The organism is Ancylobacter crimeensis, from assembly GCF_023016805.1.
Taxonomy (GTDB): Bacteria; Pseudomonadota; Alphaproteobacteria; order Rhizobiales; family Xanthobacteraceae; genus Ancylobacter; species Ancylobacter crimeensis.
The window spans coordinates 1-19,461 of the sequence record NZ_JALKCH010000006.1 but is presented as its reverse complement, the minus strand read 5'-3'; the positions used below and the strand labels follow the sequence as shown (position 1 = coordinate 19,461).

General features: G+C 69.5%; 15 protein-coding genes and 1 pseudogene. 9 read left to right on the top strand and 7 right to left on the bottom strand.

The window, feature by feature from the left end:
• Nucleotides 1-54: 54 nt before the first annotated feature.
• From MWN34_RS09870 to amaB, 5 genes are all read left to right on the top strand, one after another.
• A complete protein-coding gene (locus tag MWN34_RS09870) occupies nt 55-1,344 on the top strand; it encodes an NAD(P)/FAD-dependent oxidoreductase (RefSeq protein ID WP_247028879.1) in 1,290 nt (429 codons plus the stop codon).
• A 78-nt stretch (nt 1,345-1,422) separates the two neighbouring features.
• On the top strand, nt 1,423-2,325 hold the full coding sequence (locus tag MWN34_RS09865) for a LysR family transcriptional regulator (RefSeq protein WP_425532092.1): 903 nt from the start codon (nt 1,423-1,425) through the stop codon (nt 2,323-2,325).
• Between the two features lie 161 nt (nt 2,326-2,486).
• On the top strand, nt 2,487-3,878 hold the full coding sequence (gene hglS, locus MWN34_RS09860; protein WP_247028877.1) for a 2-oxoadipate dioxygenase/decarboxylase HglS: 1,392 nt from the start codon (nt 2,487-2,489) through the stop codon (nt 3,876-3,878).
• Nucleotides 3,879-3,895: 17 nt separating this feature from the next.
• Complete coding sequence (locus MWN34_RS09855; protein WP_247028876.1) at nt 3,896-6,931, top strand: FAD-binding and (Fe-S)-binding domain-containing protein; 3,036 nt, start codon at nt 3,896-3,898, stop codon at nt 6,929-6,931.
• Nucleotides 6,932-6,941: 10 nt separating this feature from the next.
• Complete coding sequence (amaB, locus tag MWN34_RS09850) at nt 6,942-8,486, top strand: L-piperidine-6-carboxylate dehydrogenase (protein WP_247028875.1); 1,545 nt, start codon at nt 6,942-6,944, stop codon at nt 8,484-8,486.
• A gap of 75 nt (nt 8,487-8,561) precedes the next feature.
• Here the strand turns inward: amaB and MWN34_RS09845 are convergent, their stop codons facing one another.
• The 6 genes from MWN34_RS09845 to MWN34_RS09820 form a co-directional block, all read right to left on the bottom strand.
• Nucleotides 8,562-9,170, bottom strand: a complete 609-nt coding sequence (locus MWN34_RS09845; protein ID WP_247028874.1) for a dimethylsulfonioproprionate lyase family protein — start codon at nt 9,168-9,170, stop codon at nt 8,562-8,564.
• The gene (locus tag MWN34_RS09840) at nt 9,167-9,826 is read right to left on the bottom strand and encodes a TetR/AcrR family transcriptional regulator (protein ID WP_247028873.1); all 660 of its coding nucleotides are present in this window, start codon (nt 9,824-9,826) and stop codon (nt 9,167-9,169) included. The genes MWN34_RS09845 and MWN34_RS09840 overlap by 4 nt, the downstream gene beginning before the upstream one ends.
• 125 nt (nt 9,827-9,951) lie before the next feature.
• Nucleotides 9,952-10,782, bottom strand: coding sequence for a substrate-binding periplasmic protein (locus MWN34_RS09835; RefSeq protein ID WP_247028872.1), 831 nt, complete (start codon nt 10,780-10,782; stop codon nt 9,952-9,954).
• 97 nt (nt 10,783-10,879) lie between these two features.
• On the bottom strand, nt 10,880-11,536 hold the full coding sequence (locus tag MWN34_RS09830) for an amino acid ABC transporter permease (protein WP_247028871.1): 657 nt from the start codon (nt 11,534-11,536) through the stop codon (nt 10,880-10,882).
• Nucleotides 11,533-12,177: an amino acid ABC transporter permease gene (locus MWN34_RS09825; RefSeq protein WP_247028870.1), complete on the bottom strand. Its 645-nt coding sequence runs from the start codon at nt 12,175-12,177 to the stop codon at nt 11,533-11,535. The genes MWN34_RS09830 and MWN34_RS09825 overlap by 4 nt, the downstream gene beginning before the upstream one ends.
• 1 nt (nt 12,178) lies before the next feature.
• Nucleotides 12,179-12,973 carry an amino acid ABC transporter ATP-binding protein gene (locus MWN34_RS09820; protein ID WP_281502959.1) on the bottom strand — a complete coding sequence of 265 codons (795 nt, stop codon included), beginning with the start codon at nt 12,971-12,973 and terminating at the stop codon, nt 12,179-12,181.
• A 372-nt stretch (nt 12,974-13,345) separates the two neighbouring features.
• On the opposite strand from MWN34_RS09820, the gene MWN34_RS09815 reads away from it, so the two are divergent.
• Both MWN34_RS09815 and MWN34_RS09810 read left to right on the top strand, forming a co-directional pair.
• A complete protein-coding gene (locus tag MWN34_RS09815; RefSeq protein ID WP_247028868.1) occupies nt 13,346-15,331 on the top strand; it encodes an oxidoreductase in 1,986 nt (661 codons plus the stop codon).
• A 2-nt stretch (nt 15,332-15,333) separates the two neighbouring features.
• Complete coding sequence (locus MWN34_RS09810) at nt 15,334-16,362, top strand: Ldh family oxidoreductase (protein WP_247028866.1); 1,029 nt, start codon at nt 15,334-15,336, stop codon at nt 16,360-16,362.
• On the opposite strand, the gene MWN34_RS09805 is transcribed toward MWN34_RS09810, so the two are convergent.
• Nucleotides 16,339-17,160, bottom strand: coding sequence for a pyrroline-5-carboxylate reductase family protein (locus MWN34_RS09805; protein WP_247028864.1), 822 nt, complete (start codon nt 17,158-17,160; stop codon nt 16,339-16,341). The two genes, MWN34_RS09810 and MWN34_RS09805, sit on opposite strands and share 24 nt — an antisense overlap.
• A gap of 122 nt (nt 17,161-17,282) precedes the next feature.
• Between MWN34_RS09805 and MWN34_RS09800 the strand changes: the two genes are divergently transcribed.
• A complete protein-coding gene (locus MWN34_RS09800; RefSeq protein ID WP_281502958.1) occupies nt 17,283-19,361 on the top strand; it encodes an oxidoreductase in 2,079 nt (692 codons plus the stop codon).
• Nucleotides 19,362-19,372: 11 nt separating this feature from the next.
• Nucleotides 19,373-19,461 (top strand): annotated as a pseudogene (locus MWN34_RS09795) (electron transfer flavoprotein subunit beta/FixA family protein); the annotation flags it as partial.

The window sequence follows — 19,461 nt, the reverse complement described above, 5'->3', positions numbered from 1 at the left end:
GGTGGGGAACCGGCCCGCGGGGAACGCGGGACCTTTCTCATTCGGACGACCGCCATGCGCAACGACCCGCGAACGCACGGACTCTGGGAAGCCTCCGCTCCCGCGGCCCCTCCCACCGGGCGGCTGGAGCGTGACCTCACCGCCGATGTGGTGGTGGTCGGCGGCGGCTTCACCGGCATGTCGACCGCGCTGCACCTCGCCGAGCGCGGCATCAGCGTGGTGCTGCTGGAGGCCGAGGAGGTCGGCTTCGGTGGGGCCGGCCGCAATGTCGGGCTCATCAATGGGGGCATGTGGGTGATGCCGGACGACATTCCCGGCGTGCTCGGCGCGGTGCATGGCGAGCGGGCGCTGGACCTTCTCGGCGGCGCACCGCTGCTGGTGCGCGAGGTGATCGAGCGCTACGGCATCGACTGCCAGCTTGAAAAACAGGGCACGCTGCATCTCGCCGTCGGCGAGGAGGGGCTCACGGAACTTCGCGACCGCCACCGCCAATGGGCCGCGCGCGGCGCGCCGGTCGAGCTGGTCTCGGCGGAGGAGACGGCGCGGCGTGTTGGAAGCGCGCCCGGCGCCTACACCGGATCGCTGCTCGATCCGCGTGCCGGCACGCTGCAGCCGCTCGCCTATGTGCGCGGCCTCGCTTCCGCCGCCCTCTCGGCCGGGGCGCGGATCTTCACCCACAGTCCGGTCCTCGCCACGGTGCGGCAGGGCGAGGGCTGGAAGGTCTCGACCGCCTCCGGCTCGGTCAGCGCCGGCTTCATCGCCGTGGCGACGGATGCCTATTCCACCGGCCCGTGGGAAGTGGTGCGCGACGAGCAGATCTTCCTTCCCTATTTCAACCTCGCGACGAAGCCGCTCTCCCCCGATCTGCTGAAGTCGATCCTGCCCAACCGCGAAGGCTGCTGGGACACCAAGGAGATCCTCTCCTCCTTCCGCATGGACCGCGCCGGCCGTCTGGTGTTCGGCAGCGTCGGGGCCCTGCGCAACACCGGCCATGCCGTGCATGCCGGCTGGGCGAAGCGCTCGCTGCGCCGGCTGTTCCCGCAGCTCGGGGCGGTGGAGTTCGAATATGCCTGGTTCGGCCGCATCGGCATGACCACGGACGCGGTGCCGCGTTTCCACCGCTTCGCCGACAAGGTGGCCGGCTTCTCCGGCTATAATGGCCGCGGCATCGCGCCGGGCACCGCTTTCGGCAAGGTGCTGGCCGGCTATATTGCGGGCGACATCGCCGAGGCGGATCTGCCGCTGCCGGTGACCGAGCCGAAGGCACAGCTGTTCAGGAACGTGAAGGCCGCCTATTACGAGGCCGGCGCCCAGGCGGCACATGTGGTGGCGGAACGCTTCTGAGGCGGCCGTCGCCGGTCCGGGGGTGCCGTGCCGCTTCCCCGCCCCCGGCCGGACCGCGCCGGGCGGCTCGCCCGGATGATCCGCATGCAGGTGCCGCGCCGTTTCCTCCCCTCCCTGCCGCTGCTCATGGCCTTCGAGGCGGCGGCGCGCAATGAGAGCATCACCGCGGCGGCGCGCGAGTTGAACCTCACGCAGAGCGCGGTGAGCCGGCAGATCAAGGCGCTGGAGGAGCAGCTCGGCGTCGAGCTGTTCCACCGCGAGCGGCAGACCATCCGCCTCACCGCCGGCGGCCACGCCTATGTGCGCGAGATCCGCGAGGCGCTGCAGAAGATCAGCACCGCCTCGCTCAACCTGCGCGCCAACCCGTTCGGCGGCACGCTGAACCTCGCGATACTACCCACCTTCGGCACGCGCTGGCTGGCCCCGCGCCTGCCGGACTTCCTGCAGCGTTTTCCCGGCATCACCATCAACCTCGTCACCAAGCTGAGCGTGTTCGACTTCCGGCTGGAGACGGCGGATGCCGCGATCCATTTCGGCAAGGCGGACTGGCAGGGCGCCGAGCTCGCGCTGCTCCGTCGCGAGACGGTGATCCCGGCTTGCAGCCCGGCGCTCAAGGCGCAATACGGCTTTGTCGAGCCGACGGTGATCCGCGAGGCGCCGCTGCTCCACCTCACCACCCGGCCCGATGCGTGGGAGCGCTGGATGCGGCTCAACGGGGTGCCGGCGGACCATGTGCACGGCATGCTGTTCGACCAGTTCGCCACCGCCGCGCAGGCCGCCATGGCGGGGCTCGGCGTCGCCCTGCTGCCGACCTTCCTGATCGAGGACGAGCTGCGGGACGGCCGGCTCGTGCCCGCCTATGACGCGCCGATGACCGGGGAGGAGGCCTACTACCTCGCCTGGCCGCGCGACCGCACCGCCCATCCCCCGCTCATCGCCTTCCGCGACTGGCTGCTGGCGGTGACCGAGGCGGATCGGTAAGAGAGATTATTCCCTGAAGGAATGATCTGTTGAAGAGCCATCGTTCGCGTGCGGTTCTTTTCGCTGATAGCGTCCCGCCCCATCATGCGCAGGGCGAATGGTGCGGTGCACCTGTCCCCCGCGCGATGCCTGATCCAGCGACGCTTCCGAGGAGCCGATCGATGCCGGACCGCCACCTCCATCCCGACGAGATCCGCACGCTGTTCTCGCGCGCCATGTCGGACATGTACCGGGCCGAGGTGCCGCAATATGGCACGCTGATGGAACTGGTGCGCGACGTGAACGCCGCCGCTCTCGAAGCCGATCCCGCTCTCGCCGCGGCGATGGAGCGCAATGACGAGATGGAGCGGCTCGATGTCGAGCGTCACGGCGCGATCCGGCTCGGCACGGCGGAGGAACTGTTCACCATCCGCCGCCTCTTCGCGGTGATGGGCATGTATCCGGTCGGCTATTACGACCTCTCGGTTGCCGGCGTGCCGGTGCATTCCACCGCCTTTCGCCCGGTGGACGACGAGGCGCTGCGCCGCAACCCGTTCCGCGTTTTCACCTCGCTGCTGCGGCTGGAGCTGATCGAGGACGAGGCGCTGCGTGCCGAGGCCGCCGCCATCCTCGCCCGCCGCGCCATCTTCACCCCGCGCGCGCTGGAGCTGATCGAACAATGGGAGCGGGCGGGCGGCCTCACCACGGGAGAGGCACAGGACTTCGTCGCGCAGGCGCTGGAGACGTTCCGCTGGCACTCCGACGCCACGGTGGACCTCGCGACCTATCGCAAGCTGCACGACGCCCACCGCCTCATCGCCGACGTGGTGAGCTTCAGGGGTCCGCACATCAACCACCTGACCCCGCGCACGCTCGACATCGACGCGGTGCAGGCCGGCATGCCGGGGCGGGGCATCTCGCCCAAGGCGATCATCGAGGGGCCGCCCCGCCGCGCCTGCCCGATCCTGCTGCGGCAGACCAGCTTCAAGGCGCTGGAGGAGGCGATCGCCTTCCGCGACGACGAGGGGGGCTCGGCCACCGGCACCCACACCGCCCGCTTCGGCGAGATCGAGCAGCGCGGCGTTGCGCTCACCCCCAAGGGGCGCCGTCTCTATGACGAATTGCTGGCCTCGGTGCGCAGCGAGGTTCAGGTCGGCGCGGGCGGGCGCAATGCCGGCGACTATGACCGCGAGCTGGGCGAGGTGTTCGCCCGCTTCCCGGACGATTGGGAGACCATGCGGCGGGACGGGCTGGCCTTCTTCCGCTATTCGCTGACGGAGGCCGGTGCGCGTGGCGCCGGCCGCGCGGATGCCGCGCTCGACACGCTGATCGCCGAGGGTATCGTGCGCATCGACCCGATCATCTATGAGGACTTCCTGCCCGTGAGCGCGGCCGGCATCTTCCAGTCCAATCTCGGAACAGACCAGCAGCAGAACTATGCCGAACGCTCCAACCGCGCGGCCTTCGAGGCGGCGCTTGGGGCAAGCGTGGCGGACGAGCTGGCGCTCTATGCGCGTGCCGAACGCGCCTCGCTGGACGCGGTCGAGGCGCGGCTGCGCGCCGCCGCGGCCTGAGCGGCGGGGGCGGGGCGATGGCGGGGCGGGAGCATGAGGACGCGCGGCAGGCTTCGCTCGCGGAAGCCCCGGTCGCCGCGTTCCTCGCGACGCTCGCCCGTGCCGGCTTCCGGGGCGATATCGCCGCCGATGCCGGCACCCGCACCGTGTTCTCCACCGACAACAGCATCTACCAGCTCCGTCCCGCCGCCGTGCTGTTTCCCCGCGATGCCGGCGACATCGCGCTCGCGGTGCGGCTCGCGCGGCATGATCCGGTCGGGCCCATCCCGCTCGGTCCGCGTGGCGGGGGCACCGGCACCAACGGCCAGTCGCTGACCCGCGGCGTGGTGCTCGACACCTCCCGGCACATGAACGGCATCGGCGCCCTCGATGACGAGGGTCTGCGCGTCATGGTCCAGCCGGGCGTGGTGCTGAACCAGCTCAACGCCTTCCTGAAGCCGCACGGCCTGTTCTTTCCGCCCATGGTCTCCACCGCCTCGCGCGCCACCATCGGCGGCATGGTCGGCACCGACGCCTCGGGCAAGGGCTCGCGGCGCTATGGACGGACCTCGGACTATATCGAGGCGCTGGACCTCGTCTTTTCCGACGGCACCTCGTGGACCGCGCGGGCGATGGCGCTCGACGAGGCCGAGACGATCGCCCGGCGCGACGACATCGTCGGCCGCGTGCATCGCGAGGCGCTGCGGGTGGCGCGGGAGAACGCCGGCGAGATCGACGCGGTGTTTCCGCGGATGAATCGCGGACTCACCGGCTACAACCTCAAGGGCGTCATCGGGCCGGACGGGCTGTTTCGCCTGTCCAGCCTGCTGGCGGGGTCGGAAGGCACGCTGGCGGTGACGACCGGCATCACGCTGCGGCTGGTGCGGCGCCCGGCGTTCAGCGCGGTGGTGCCGGTGCGCTATGCGAGCTTCCCGGCGGCGCTGGCCGATGTGCGCCGGCTGATCGCCGCCGATCCGTCCGCCATCGAGATCCTCGACGACACCATTCTCGGCCTCGCCCGGCAGGATCCGGTCTGGACCGCGCTGGAACCGGTGCTGGGCGGCCCCGCGCCGGTGCCGGTGGGCGGGCTGAACGTGGTCGAGTTCGTCGGCGACAGCGCGGCCGAGGTCGAGGCGGGCCTTGCCGCGCTGACCGGCCTGCTCGAGGCGGATACCGCCGCCGTCATCGACTGGCGGGTGCTGCGCGACCCCGCGACGATCGCCGAGGTGTGGTCGCTGCGCGAGAAGGCGGTGGGCCTGCTCGGCCGGCTCTCCCCGACCAAGCAGGGCACGCCCTTCGTCGAGGACACCGCGGTGCCGCCCGAGGCGCTGCCGGCCTATGTCGCCGATTTCCGCGCCCTGCTGGACTCCCACGGCGTCGCCTATGGCATGTTCGGCCATGCCGATGTCGGCTGCCTGCATGTGCGCCCCGCGCTCGACCTGCGCGATCCGCGCGACGCGGCGCTCATCCGCCCCATCAGCGACGGCGTCGCCGCGCTCACCCGGCGCTATGGCGGGCTGATCTGGGGCGAGCACGGCCGGGGCTTCCGGGGCGAATTCTCTCCCCTCTTCTTCGGCACCGCCCTCTATGCCGAACTCTGTGCGCTGAAGGGCGTCTTCGACCCCGCCAACATCCTCAATCCCGGCAAGCTTGCGCGGCCCGAGGGTGCGCCGCCGGTGGACCGCATCGACGCCGTGCCGCTACGGGGCGAGAGCGACGGGGCCATCGCCGCGCCCTTCGCCGGCGAGGTGGCGAAGGCGGTGTCCTGCAACGGCAACAGCGCCTGCTTCAACTGGGATGCCGCCGACCCGATGTGCCCGTCCTACAAGGCGAGCCGGGATCGCACCCAGTCGCCCAAGGGCCGCGCCGCGCTGCTGCGCGAATGGGGGCGGCTCGCCTCGGCGCAGGAAAAGGGCTCGCCGGCCGAGGGGCTGCCCGCCATCGAGCATGCGCTGAAGGCTTCGCTCGACACCTGCCTGTCGTGCAAGGCCTGCACCAGCCAGTGCCCGATCAAGGTGGACATTCCCGTCATGAAGGCGCGCTTTCTCGCCCGCTACTACGCCACCCGCCGCCGGCCCCTGCGCGAGCAGATCATTGCGCGGGCGGAGAGCCTGTTCGCGGCCGGCCGCCGGCTGCCGCGCCTCGCCAATCTGGCGTGCCGCCTCGCCAGCGCGTTTCGCCTCGACCGCGCGCTCGGCCTCGTCGACCTGCCCGCCTTCCGGCCGCCACAGGCCGGGCGCCGCCTCACGCCCGCCGGCCTCGTCCGGCTGGGCGCCCTGCCGGAGCCGCTCCGGCAGCGGGCGGTGATCCTGCTCGAAGACAGCTTCACCTCCAGCTTCGACGGCCGTGTCGTGGAAGCGGCGGACCGGTTGCTGGCCTCCCTCGGCTATGAGGTACATCGCGCTGCGCCGCCGGCCAATGGCAAGGCCGCCCATATGGTCGGCGACCTGCCGCGCTTCGAGGCGCTCGCCCGTGCCACGCTGGCCGAGTATCGCCGGCTGATGGCCAGCGGCGTCGCGGTGGTGGCGATCGAGCCGGTGGTGGCGCTCATGCCGGCGCAGGACTATCGCGAGATCGCCCCGCCGCCGGCGGAGGGCGAAGGGGTGATGGCGCTGGAGGCCTTCCTGCTGCGCGAGATCGAGGCCGGGCGCATCGCCCCGGCCGCCGTCGCCGCGGCCGGACAAGCCTTCGCCCTGTTTTCTCATTGCACCGAACGCACCGCCGTTCCGCGCAGTCCCGGGCAGTGGCGGGCGGTGTTCGCCCATTTCGGCCTGCCGCTGGAAGGCGTCGCCACCGGCTGCTGCGGCATGGCCGGGCTGTTCGGCCATCAGCGCGAGCATCTTGAAATGTCGCGCCGGCTGTTCGACATGAGCTGGGCCGGACAGCTGGCCTCGCTCGCGCCCGGCACGGCGCTTGCCACCGGCTTTTCCTGCCGCTGCCAGGCCGGGCGCCTTGCCGGGCTGGAGCTGCGCCATCCGGCGCAGGCCCTGCTTGCGGCGCTCGACTCCGCGATCTCGATCCGGCCGGCCTCTCCGGCCGCTGCTTCTTCTCCCGCGCATGCCGCGCACGCCTGAAAGGAAGACCATGTCCGACGCCTCCCCGATCAACGTCCCCTCCCTGCGCGCGGAGGCCCGTGACATCCTTGCCAAGCTCGGGGTGCCGGCTGGGCGCTTCGCGGAAAGCGGCCTTCCCGCCCGCTCGCCGGTGACGGGCGAGGTGCTCACCCATGTCGCGCCGGTCGATGCCGCCGCCGCCACCACTGCCATCGAGGCGGCGCATGACGCCTTCCTCGCCTGGCGCAGCGTGCCGGCGCCCAAGCGCGGCGAACTGGTGCGCCTGTTCGGCGAGGAACTGCGCGCGCACAAGGCCGAGCTCGGCCGCCTCGTCTCGATCGAGGTCGGCAAGGTGACCTCGGAAGGCCTCGGCGAAGTGCAGGAGATGATCGACATCTGCGACTTCGCGGTCGGTCTGTCCCGCCAGCTCTACGGCCTCACCATCGCCACCGAGCGTCCCGATCACCGCATGATGGAGACGTGGCATCCGCTCGGCGTGGTCGGCATCATTTCGGCCTTCAACTTCCCGGTCGCGGTGTGGTCGTGGAACGCGGCGCTCGCCCTCGTCTGCGGCAACGCCATCGTGTGGAAGCCCTCCGAGAAGACCCTGCTGACCGCGCTCGCCACCGAGGCGATCTTCGCGAAGGCGCTGGCCCGCTTCGCTGCCGACGGCAACGCCGTGCCGAAGGGCCTCTCCGCCGTTCTCACCGGCGACCGCGCCATCGGCGAGGTGCTGGTCGATCATCCGAAGGTGCCGCTGGTTTCGGCGACGGGTTCCACCGCGATGGGCCGGCAGGTCGGGCCGAAGCTCGCCGCCCGCTTCGCCCGCTCCATCCTCGAGCTGGGCGGCAACAACGCCGCGATCGTCTGCCCGAGTGCCGATCTCGACCTGACCCTGCGCGGCGTCGCCTTCGCCGCCATCGGCACCGCCGGCCAGCGCTGCACCACGCTGCGCCGCCTGTTCGTGCACGAAAGCGTCTATGACGCGCTGCTGCCGCGCCTGAAGAGCGCCTATGGCTCTGTGAAGGTCGGCAACCCGCTGGAGAACGGCGTTCTGGTGGGCCCGCTGATCGATGCCGGCGCCTATGAGAAGATGCAGGGCGCGCTGGACGCCGCCCGCGCGCTCGGCGCCAGCGTGACCGGCGGCGAGCGGGTCGCGGCGGCGGACGAGGCCTTCTATGTGCGGCCCGCTCTGGTCGAGATCGGCCGGCAGGAAGGCCCGGTCGAGCAGGAGACCTTCGCCCCGATCCTCTATGTGATGAAGTATTCGGAATTCGAGGAGGCGCTCGCCCTGCACAACGGCGTGCCGCAGGGCCTGTCCTCCTCCATCTTCACCAACGACCTGCGCGAGGCCGAGCTGTTCCTCTCCGCGCGCGGCTCGGATTGCGGCATCGCCAACGTCAATATCGGACCCTCGGGCGCCGAGATCGGCGGCGCCTTCGGCGGCGAGAAGGAAACCGGCGGCGGGCGCGAATCCGGCTCGGATGCCTGGAAGGGCTATATGCGCCGCGCCACCAACACGCTGAACTATGGCCGCACCCTGCCGCTGGCACAGGGCGTCACCTTCGACGTGTGAACGGGCCGGAAGGCTTGCTTTGAATGCGGGAAGGCGCGGGACCGAAGGGTTTCGCGCCTTTCCGTGCCGGTGGGGTCAGGCCGCCGGCTTCAGCGCCCAGAGCGCGAAGAGCGGTGCGGCGCCTGCGCGCATGGCGTGGCGGATGCCGGGCACGTTGTAGAAGGTGCCGCCCATGCCGGGGGTGAACCAGTCGCCCTCGACGCCGGCCTTGTCCTGCCGGAACGTGCCTTCCGAGAGCACCAGATAGGTTTCTTCCGGCGGATGGTCGTGGTCGGGATAGCGCACCTGCGGGCCCAGCAGTGAGACGCCGAGCCAGACGTCGCCGCGCTCCTCCAGCCCGCCGGGGCCAACGATCATCGCATTGGCATGGCCGTCGGGAAAATTCGCGCTCGCCGTCGCGTTGCCCGCCCGCCGGCGCCAGACGAGGCCGGGTTCGATCGCCCGGAAGCCGGCGACCAGCCCGGCGAAGGCCGGATCCGCCGCGGCGAGGGCGGCGTCGAGATGGATGCAGACCGGAAGCCGCTCGCCCGGTGTCGATCGCGTGGCCGCGGGTTGTTCCAGCGCCGCGAAGATCTCGCCCACGGAGCGTCGGCCCTCCGGGTCGCGGAGCTGGTGCTCATAGGCGGCGCGGGCGGCGTCGAGGAAGGCCTGCAAAGCTGCGTCGCGAATCGGGCTGGCGCTCATGCGTCATTGTCCTGCGGCTGAGCCCAGTCGGCCGGGGGAACGAAGCCGTGGCGGGCATGGAAGCGTTCGAAGTCGCGTGCGGTGGGGGCGATGCCGGTGAAGATCTCGACATAGGCCGGCATCCGCCGCATGCGTGTGGCGAGCTCCTCATTGGCCTGCATCGAGATGTAGCCGATCTGGACCAGATAGGAGGCGCGCGAGCGTACGTCGGCCACCAGCGGGTCGTAGCCGAAGCGGACGAACATCTGCGCCAGCGCTTCGAGGCGGATGGCGTCCGCCCGGTCGATCTCGGCCGCGATCTCGGGCGATTGCAGGCCCCAGCTTCGGATCGCGTGCTCGAACTGCGAATCGAACAGCCGGGAATCGAGCCAGCAATCGTGGACGTTCAGCATCGCCTCGACGATGGTCTCGGCATAGGCGCGGGTGCGCTCGACGAGGTTCCCGGTGTTCTTGGAGCGCCAACGATCCACCAGAGCGGCGAGCAGTTCCTCCCGGTCCTTGAAGAACCAGTAGAAGCTGGTGCGGGAGAGCTGCAGTTTTCGGGCGAGCGGCTGGATGCGCACGGCCTCGACGCCGCCCTCGATCAGGCTCTGATAGGCCACCTCCAGCCAGACATCCGGCGAACCGCGCCACCCCGTCTCGTTCACTGCACGCACTCCGTTCTTCGGGCCGGGCCGTGACGGCGCGTTCCCGGCCAGACATTGCGCTCCGGCGGCGCCGGTCCGTGCTCACGTGGAAGCCGGCGGGCGGCAGGTTTCCCCACCGCCCTCCCGGTGTGGGATCACTGCACGACGCGGGGTTCGCCGACGTCGGCACCGGAGGGATCGAGGCCATGCGCGGAGAGAATCGCCTTGAGCGTGCCGTCCTCGTGCATCTTCTTGATGCCATCGTCCAGCGCCTGGGTGAGGCCTTCATTGCCCTTGGTGTGCAGCAGATTGACCTGCGCCGCCTGGATCGAGGCCCTGACCCGCTCGTCGGGCTCGGCGACCTTGATCTGGATGCCGGGGTAGCCGCCCTTCTTCTGCGCGTAGACGCCGGTGCCGAAGCTGTCGATGCCGATGTCGATGCGACCGGCCTGCAGGTCCTGCGCCAGCGCGACGGGGTTCTGGTAGAGCTTGAGGTTGGAGCCCAGCAGCTTCTGCAGGTCCGCGACCCAGAGGAAGCCGGCCACGCTGCCGACCTTCTTGCCGACCAGATCGGACACCTTGGAATAGCCGGTCTTGGAATAGACGCCCATCTGGTCGAGATAGGTCGGATAGGACAGGCCCAGCACCTTGGCGCGCTCGGCGGTGCGGTACCAGTCGCCGGCGGCGAGGTCGGCCTTGCCGGACAAGACATACTGCACGGTCGCGGCGGCATCGACGATGGCCGGCGTCAGTTCGAGGCAGTTCTCCTCGGCGATCTTGCGGGCGATGTCGGTGTCGACGCCGCCGATCTTGCCGTCCGAGGTGATCGTCGAGAAGGGCGGATATTCATAGATGGCGACGGTCAGCTTGCCGGGCGCCACGGTCTTGAAGGTGTGCGCGGGCTTGCAGTCCTGTGCGAAGGCCGATCCGGTGGTGACGGCCAGCGCCAGGGCGGTCATGCCCAGAACACTGCGAAACGTGGTCATTGTCGTTCTTCCCTCTTGGGTTTGCGGAAGGCAGGCGCGGCGTTTTTTCTTGAGGACGGCACGTTTTCAGAAAGGCGCGGCGCGCGAGGGGCGGCCGTCAGGCATGCTTGCCGAGCCGGCGCTCCAGCGCGGCGACGGCAATGGTCGCGGGAATGCAGATGGCCGCGTAGAGCAGTCCCGCGAGAACGAGGATCGCCATGTAGCGGAAGGTCGTCGAGCCGATGAGGTAGGCCTGGCTGACGAGTTCCGGCAGGGCGATGGCGAAGCACAGCGAGGAGGCCTGCAGCATCAGGATCGCGAAGCCCAGCAGCGCCGGCACCGACACCCGCAGCGCCTGCGGCAGCACCACGAACCGCAGGGCGTCGAGGCCCGTGAGCCCGATCGCGGTCGCCGCCTCGCGCTGGCCGTGGGGCACCGCCTCGAGTCCGGCGCGGATGATCTCGCTGGTATAGGCCCCGGTGCACCAGGCGAGCGCGATCACCGCCGAAGGGAAGGAATCCAGGGCAAGCCCGGCATTGGGCAGGCCGAAATAGACGAACTGCAGCAGGATCAGCGCCGGCGCGCCGCGCCCGACCTCGACCACGGTGATGGCGAGGGAGCGCAGGATTTTCGACTTGCCCTGTACCGCGAGCGCGAGGACGAGGCCGAGCGGTATGCCGAAGGCGAGCGATGCACCGGTCACCGCAAGGCTGACCCACAGGCCGTCCAGGAGGCTCGGCAGATGTTCGATCCAGAAATCGAGAAGATCGGTCATCGCGCGACCCTCGCCCTGAGATGAAGGTCGGCCCAGCGCGCCGCCCAGGCGATGGGAAGGCTGAGCAGGATGTAGAGCAGGCCGGCAAAGGCATAGACGTCCAGCCCGCGAAAGCTGCGCTGCGAAACGTGGCTGGCCTGGAACGCCACCTCGGCGACGCCGATTGTGGAGGCGATGGCGGTGTCCTTCAGCAGGCCGATGGCATAGCCGGCAGCGGTGGGCAGGGCGACGCGGAAGAGCTGCGGGGCGATCACATCGGCGAAGCGGTGCCAGGTGGTGAAGCCGAGCGCGTGGGCCGCCTCCCATTGGCCGGGATGGATCGCGGTCATCGCGCCGCGATAGATCTCAGCCATGTTCGCCGCCGTGATCAGACCGAGCCCCACGGCGCCGGCCTGGAACGGCGACAGCTCGATGACGCTGCTGCCAAGCCCGAAGAAGATGAAGAACAGCCAGACGATGGGCGGAATGGCGCGCAGCGTCAGGATCACGGCCTGGGCGGCGAGGTTGAGGGCAAGGATGCGCGACATCCTGAGCGCGCAGAGCGGTATGCCGAGCAGGACGCCGATGAGGAGCGAAACGGCGGTGAGGCCTATGGTCCACGGCACGCCGGAAGCAAGGGTCCAGAACATGTCCGCGGTCATGTCAGCGATCCTTCACGGCATGAAGGAAACGCCGGGCCCGCTCGGTCTGCGGATTGCGCATCACGTCGCGGCTGACACCCTGCTCGACGATCTTGCCGTCGGCCATGATGATGACCCGGTCCGACACCTCTTCGGCGAAATGCATTTCGTGGGTGACCACGATCATCGTCATGCCGTTCTCGGCGAGCTCGCGCATCACCGCCAGCACCTCGAGGCCGAGCTCGGGATCGAGCGCGGAGGTCGGTTCGTCGAACAGCATGATCTGCGGCTCAAGCGCCAGAGCCCGCGCGATGGCGATGCGCTGCTGCTGTCCGCCCGAGCAGCGGCTGGGATATTGCTGGGCCTTGTCGGCGAGGCCGACGCGGGCGAGCAGCTGCATGGAGATCTTGTCGGCTTCGGCGCGCGAGCGCTTCATCACCCGCTCCTGGGCGATGCTCACATTGCGCAGCACCGTCAGGTGAGGAAACAGATTAAAGGACTGGAACACCATCCCCACGGCGCGGCGCAGATTCATCAGTTCGCGCCGGCCGGGCGTGTGGCCTGCCTCGATTACGGTGCCGCCGAGCGTCACGCGCCCGCTGGTCGGCGGCTCGAGCTGGTTGATGCAGCGCAGGAGCGTGCTTTTGCCCGATCCGCTCGGGCCGATGATCGCGACCACTTCGCCGGGTGCCAGGCGCAGATCGATCCCGTCGAGAACCACATGGCTGCCGAACGTCTTGCCGACGGCCTCCAGCGTCAGCAAGGGGGGCAGCGGAGCGAACCGCGGGTCGGTGGACGAGGACGCACGCTGGCTCATGAGCTTGTCCGGGTTCGAGGCCGCTGGAGCGGCAGATTGAGGCGATCCTGCATCGACGGTGCCCTTCCCCTCGCATGCGCGTGCCGTCCGCTCATCCAGCAATGTGGACCCTGGCAACCCAAGGCGGACGTGGCCGGCAGCCTCATCTCCTGGGAGGCGGTCCGGTAACGCTAGACCAGCGTCCAGTTTGGAACAAGCCAAAATGTACGTGACAGTTGAAAAACTCGACACTACTGTCTGAGTCCGTCGGGCGGCTTCGGTACCGAGCACGGTGCCCTGCCGGCGAAGGGTTTCGTCCCTCTGTCGACGCGTTCGCCCGCACGCGAGATTGCCCCATACCGCCCAACGACGCACCCCCGAGGATCGATTCCCATGGCGCCGCGTTTTCCCAAGATGCTTTCGCCCGTCACCTTGCGCGGCCACACGCTGCGCAACCGCGTGGTGTTCGGTGCCCACACCGCCAACATGGCCGAGGACGGCCTGCCCGGCCCGCGGCACATCGGCTATTACGAGGAGCGGGCGCGCGGCGGTGCGGCGATGATCGTCGTCGAGCCGATGCCGGTCCATGGCGCGACCATCCTGACCCGCGGCAATTTCCGCCATTCCGACGACAGCGTGGTCCCGCATTTCGCCAAGGTGGCGGCGGCGATCAAGCGGCACGGCGCGGTGGCGATCCAGCAGCTCTATCATGTCGGCAGCCACGGCGATTCCGACCTGTCCTTCCATGCGCACTGGTCGCCCTCCGGCATGCCGAGCTATCACGACACCGACGGCTCCCATGCCATGAGTGAAGCCGAGATCGAGGAAACGATCGACGGCTTCGTGCAGGCGGCCCGGCGCTGCAAGGAGGCCGGCTTCGACGGGGTCGAGGTGTGGGCGGCCTATCACGGCCTGCTCGACCAGTTCTGGACCCCGTGGTCCAACCGGCGCGACGACAGATGGGGCGGTTCGCTGGAGAACCGCATGCGCTTCTCGCGCGAGGTGCTGACACGGGTGCGGGCGATCTGCGGCGAGGACTTCATCGTCGGCCTCGCCATCAATGACGAGCCGGACGTCTCGGTCGCCCTGCAGAAGCGTGATCTCGCCGAGATCATCCGCCGGCTCGACGACGAAAAGCTGATGGACTACGTCACCTGCGGCAGCGGCAGCTATTTCGACTTCTACAAGATCATCCCGACCTTCCAGTATCCCGAGAAGCTGGGCGCCGATCTCGCGGCCCAGCTCAAGGGCGTGGTGAAGAACGCGCTCGTCACCGCGGAGAGCCATATCCGCACGCCGGACAATGCCGAGACCGTGCTCGGCGAGGGCGCGGCCGATCTTGTCTCGATCGTTCGCGGCCAGATCGCCGATCCGCACCTCGTGAACAAGGCGGCGGAAGGCCGGCCGGAGGATATTCGCGGTTGCCTCTCCTGCAACCAGATGTGCTGGGGCCGCCGCTCGCGCGACTACTGGATCAGCTGCGTCATCAATCCGTCGGCCGGGCGCGAATTCGAATGGGGCGGCGATCGGTTCACCCCGGCCGCGCGGCCGCGACGGGTTCTGGTGGTCGGCGGCGGCCCGGCCGGGCTGGAAGCGGCGCGGGCGGCGGCCGAGCGCGGCCACAGGGTCATCCTCGCCGAGGCGTCCGAGCGGCTGGGCGGCAATTTCCGCCTCGCCGGCCTGCAACCGCGCCGCGCCCAGATCCTCGATCTCATCGCCTGGTACGAGCGCCAGCTCGAGAAGCTCCAGGTCGAGGTGCGGCTCAACACTTATATGGAGCCGGACGACGTGATGGCGGTGGAGGCCGACGCGGTCATCCTCGCCACCGGCTCCCTGCCGCCCGACACCGGCTTCCAGAAGGCCTTCCCGGACATCGACACCATGCCGGGCTGGGAGAAGGGCAATGCTTTTTCCATCGAGGCGGTAATGGCGCGGCAGGCCCGCCCCGGCAAGCGCGTGCTGCTGCTCGACGAGAGTGGCGGCTGGCGCGGCTGCGGCACGGCGTGGAAGCTGGCCGAGGATGGCCATGAGGTCACGCTCGTGACCCCGGACCCGATGATCGGCCGCAACCTGCAGCATCCGGCGGCCGACGGCCCCCTGCGCAAGACGCTGGCGACGCTCGGCGTGCGCTTCGTGGTTGAGAGCAGCATTCTCGAATGGCACGGCGATGGGGCCACCGTCATCTCCCATCTCGACGGTTCCCGCAGCCGGATCGACGCCGACACGCTGGTGACGGCCACGACCAATGTCGCGGTGGACGATCTCGCCAGGGCCTTGCGCGCGAACGGAATGTCCGTCACCGAGATCGGCGACGGGGCCGCTCCGCGCCAGGCGCCCTATGCGATCTATGACGGACGCCGCGTGGCGCTGGAGTTGTGACTATGGCACGTACCGACAGCCGTCCGGGCATCACCCTGGCGCCGGAAGTGGCGCAGGCCTTCGCGACCGCCGCGCTCGAGGCCTGCGGCGCCCGTCCGGGCATGGCGGCCTCGCTCGCCCGGGCGACGGTGGCCGCCGAGATGCGCGGCAACGTCAATTGCGGCTTCGGCCATCTCAATGACTATATCGACGCCCTCGTCGCCGGCCGCATCCGCGGTGCGGCCGAGCCGGTGATCGAGGCGACAGCGCCGGGCGCGCTTGCGGTCGACGTGCAGGGCGGCCTTGCCCAGCACGGCTTCGATCTCGCGGTGGACGATCTCGCGGCGCGGGCGAAAGCCTGCGGCGCGGCCACGCTGGCGCTGAAGGGCAGCTACACCACCGGCGAGCTCGGCGATTATGCGCTGCGGCTCGCCGAGCGCGGGCTCATCGCCTTCGCCGCCACCAACGGCCCGCCGCTGCTGGGGCCGGAAGGCGTGCCGGTGCCGGTCTACTGCACCAACCCGATGGCCTTCGCCGCGCCGGGGCCGAACGGTCCGGCGCTGTTGATCGACCAGGCGTCGAGCGCCAGCGCCTTCGTCAACATCCGCGGCGCGGCGGCGCGCGGGGAGAACATTCCCGCCGGCTGGGCGGTCGACAAGACCGGCGCGCCGACGCAGGACCCGGCTGCCGCGCTCGAAGGCCACCTGCTGCCCTTCGGCGGCGCGCGCGGCGCCAATATCGCGCTGATGGTGGAGATCCTCGCCGCCGGGCTCTCCGGCGCGAACTGGTCGCTCGACGCGCCCGACTTCCTGTCGGGCAGCGAGTCGCCCGGCGTCGGCCTGTTCGTGCTCGCCATTGCGCCGCGCGGCGGGAGTGAGGGCCTCGCCGGCCGGATCGGGGCGCATCTGGAGCGACTCGCCGGGCTCGGTGTCCATGTGCCCGGACCGTCCAAGTTCCGCGCCGAAACCGCCGCTGCCGAAAAGGGCATCGTCGTCGATCGCGCGGCGCTGGAAAAGATCGCGGCCCGCTCAGGCATCGCCGTTCCCGCCTGATCCGGCCGAGCGCGCGCTCATCTCGCGGGCGCGCGCCTCGCCGGCCGCCAGCGCGGTTCCGATGAGAGACTCGAAGCCGCCGGCCATCGCGGTTTCGAGGAGCGCGGCGGTGATGCCGCGATAGCCGATCAGCGCGTCCATGATTGCGGACGGATCGGCATCCTTTTCCGCCAGCAATTGCGCTGCGCCGGTCACCACGCTGAGCGCCGCCTGCCGGGCGAGCGCCGGCGGCAAGCCGCGTGCGGTCGCGTGCTGGATCATCGCCCGCGCCAGCAAAGCGGGCAGAGCGGGCCCGGCCCCGGTGAAGCCGCTCACATAGTCGATCTCGTCCTCGCTGCCGAGTTCGCCGGCGCTGCCGCAGGCCTCCAGCAAGGCCTGCACCCGCGCCTTGTCGTCCGGTCCGACCTCGGGCGTCGCAAACCAGGGCGTGAAGCAGGCGCCGATCGTCGCTGCCGCATTGGGCATGGTGCGGACGATGCGGCGCGCGCCGGTGCGGGCCCTCAGGGTCTCGATCGTCACCCCCGCCATGAAGGAGAGCAGCACCCGGTCGCCTGCGGCCATTGAGAGATCGAGGAACTGCTCGGGTCGGACGGAGAGGATCACGATGTCCGAGCGTTCGACCAGAGCCTGGTTGTCGCTGGTCCAAGTCACGCCCGCGATCGGGCCGCTGCCCGTGCGGTTCGACAGGGTCAGCGCCTCGGGCGCGACGAGGCCCTTTTCGAGGAAAGCCTGGGCGAAGGCGGCCCCCAGCCAGCCGCTGCCGCCGATGATGCCGATGCGTCCGATCCCCGTCGCCATGATGTCCTCCGCTGCGCACCACCGGAATTAAAATGTACGCTCATGTTTGCACTATTGACAGGTGTGTACAGAATTTTAAACTCCTCTCAGCTACCTCCTTTGCGAAGGCCGCCAGGGTCCCCATGACCACGCTCCTCTCCATGCCCCATGCCGGGTCGTCCCCGTCCAGCGATCCTCTGCTGCAGCCCTATCAGCTCAAGCATCTGACGCTGCGCAACCGCATCATGATCTCCTCGCACGAGCCGGCCTATGCCGAGGACGGCCTGCCGAAGAAGCTCTATCGGGCCTATCATGTGGAGCGGGCCAAGGGCGGCATCGCGCTGACCATGACGGCGGGCTCCGCCTCGGTGTCGAAGGACAGCCCCCCTGCTTTCGGCAATGTGCTGGTCTACAAGGACGAGGTGGTGCCGTGGATGCGCGATCTCGCCGATGAGTGTCACGAGCACGGCGCCGCGGTGATGATCCAGATCACCCATCTCGGCCGTCGCACCCGCTGGGACAAGGGCGACTGGCTTCCGGTCATTGCCCCCTCCCATGCCCGCGAGCCCGCCCATCGCGCATTCCCCAAGCGCATCGAGGACTGGGACATCGAGCGGGTCATCAAGGACTTCGCGGACGCCGCCGAACGGATGAAGGCCGCCAATCTCGACGGTATCGAGATCGAGGCCTACGGCCATCTGGTCCAGCAGTTCTGGTCGCCCTCGACCAATGATCTCGACGGCCCCTATGGCGGTTCGCTGGACAACCGGCTGCGCTTCACCTTCGACGTGCTGAAGGCGATCCGCGACCGGGTCGGGCCGGATTTCATCGTCGGCGTGCGCTACACCGCCGACGAGACCGACATGGTGAACGGGACAGGCAAGGAGGAGGGAATGGAGGTTTCCCGCCGCCTCAAGGCGAGCGGCATGGTCGACTTCCTCAACATCATCCGCGGCCATATCGATACCGACGCGGCGCTGACCGAGGTGATCCCGATCCAGGGCATGCCGAGCGCGCCGCATCTCGACTTTGCCGGCGAGATCCGCGCCGAGACCCGCTGGCCCACCTTCCACGCCGCCCGCGTGCCCGATGTCGCGACCGCGCGCCACGCCATCGCCGCCGGCAAGGTGGACATGATCGGCATGACGCGCGCCCACCTCACCGACCCGCACATCGTGCGCAAGATCCTGGCAAAGCGCGAGGACGACATCCGCCCCTGCGTCGGCGCCAATTACTGCCTCGACCGGATCTATCAGGGCGGCGCCGCGCACTGCATCCACAACGGCGCCTCGGGGCGCGAACATCATATCTCGCATGAGATCCCGCCCGCCGGCGTCCGCCGCAAGGTGGTGGTGGTCGGCGCCGGGCCGGGCGGTCTTGAGGCGGCGCGCGTTGCCGCCGTGCGCGGCCATGAGGTCGTGGTGTTCGAGGCGGCCCCTCACGCCGGCGGCCAGGTGCGTCTCACCGCGCAGAATCCGCGCCGGCGGGAGATGATCAGCATCATCGACTGGCGGCTCGCCCAGTGCGAGGCAGGAGGCGTGACCTTCCATTTCAACAACTGGGCCGAGGCCGACACGGTGCTGGCCGAAAATCCGGATGTGGTGATCATCGCCACCGGCGGCCTGCCGCACACCGAGGTGCTTTCCGCCGGAAACGACCTCGTCGTCTCCGCCTGGGACATCCTGACCGGCGACGTGAAGCCAGGCCGCAACGTCCTCGTCTTCGACGATGCCGGCGACAATGCCGGGCTGCAGGCCGCCGAGGTGATCGCCGAGGCCGGCGGCAAGGTGGAGATCATGACGCCCGACCGCGCCTTCGCGCCCGAGGTCATGGGCATGAACCTCACCCCCTATATGCGCGCGCTGCAGAAGCACGACGTCACCTTTACCGTCACTTTCCGGCTGGAAGCGGCCGAGCGCGCCGGCAACCAGATCCGCGCGGTCATCGGCTCGGATTATGGCGGGGTCCGCAAGGAGCGGGTGGTCGACCAGATCGTCGTCAATCACGGCACCCGGCCGCTGGACGACCTCTATTTCGAGCTCAAGCCGCTGTCGCGCAATTGCGGCGCGGTGGATTACGACGCGATGATCGACAACCGCCCGCAGACCCGCGACGACAATCCGGAAGGTGCATTCCAGCTCTTCCGCATCGGCGACGCGGTGGCGGCCCGCAATACCCACGCGGCGATCTATGACGCGCTGCGGCTGGTGAAGGATCTGTGAGGATAGCGCCGATGAAAGTCTTGGTCCCCGTGAAGCGCGTTGTTGACTACAACGTCAAGGTCCGGGTTAAGGCGGACGGAAGCGGCGTTGAGCTTTCGAA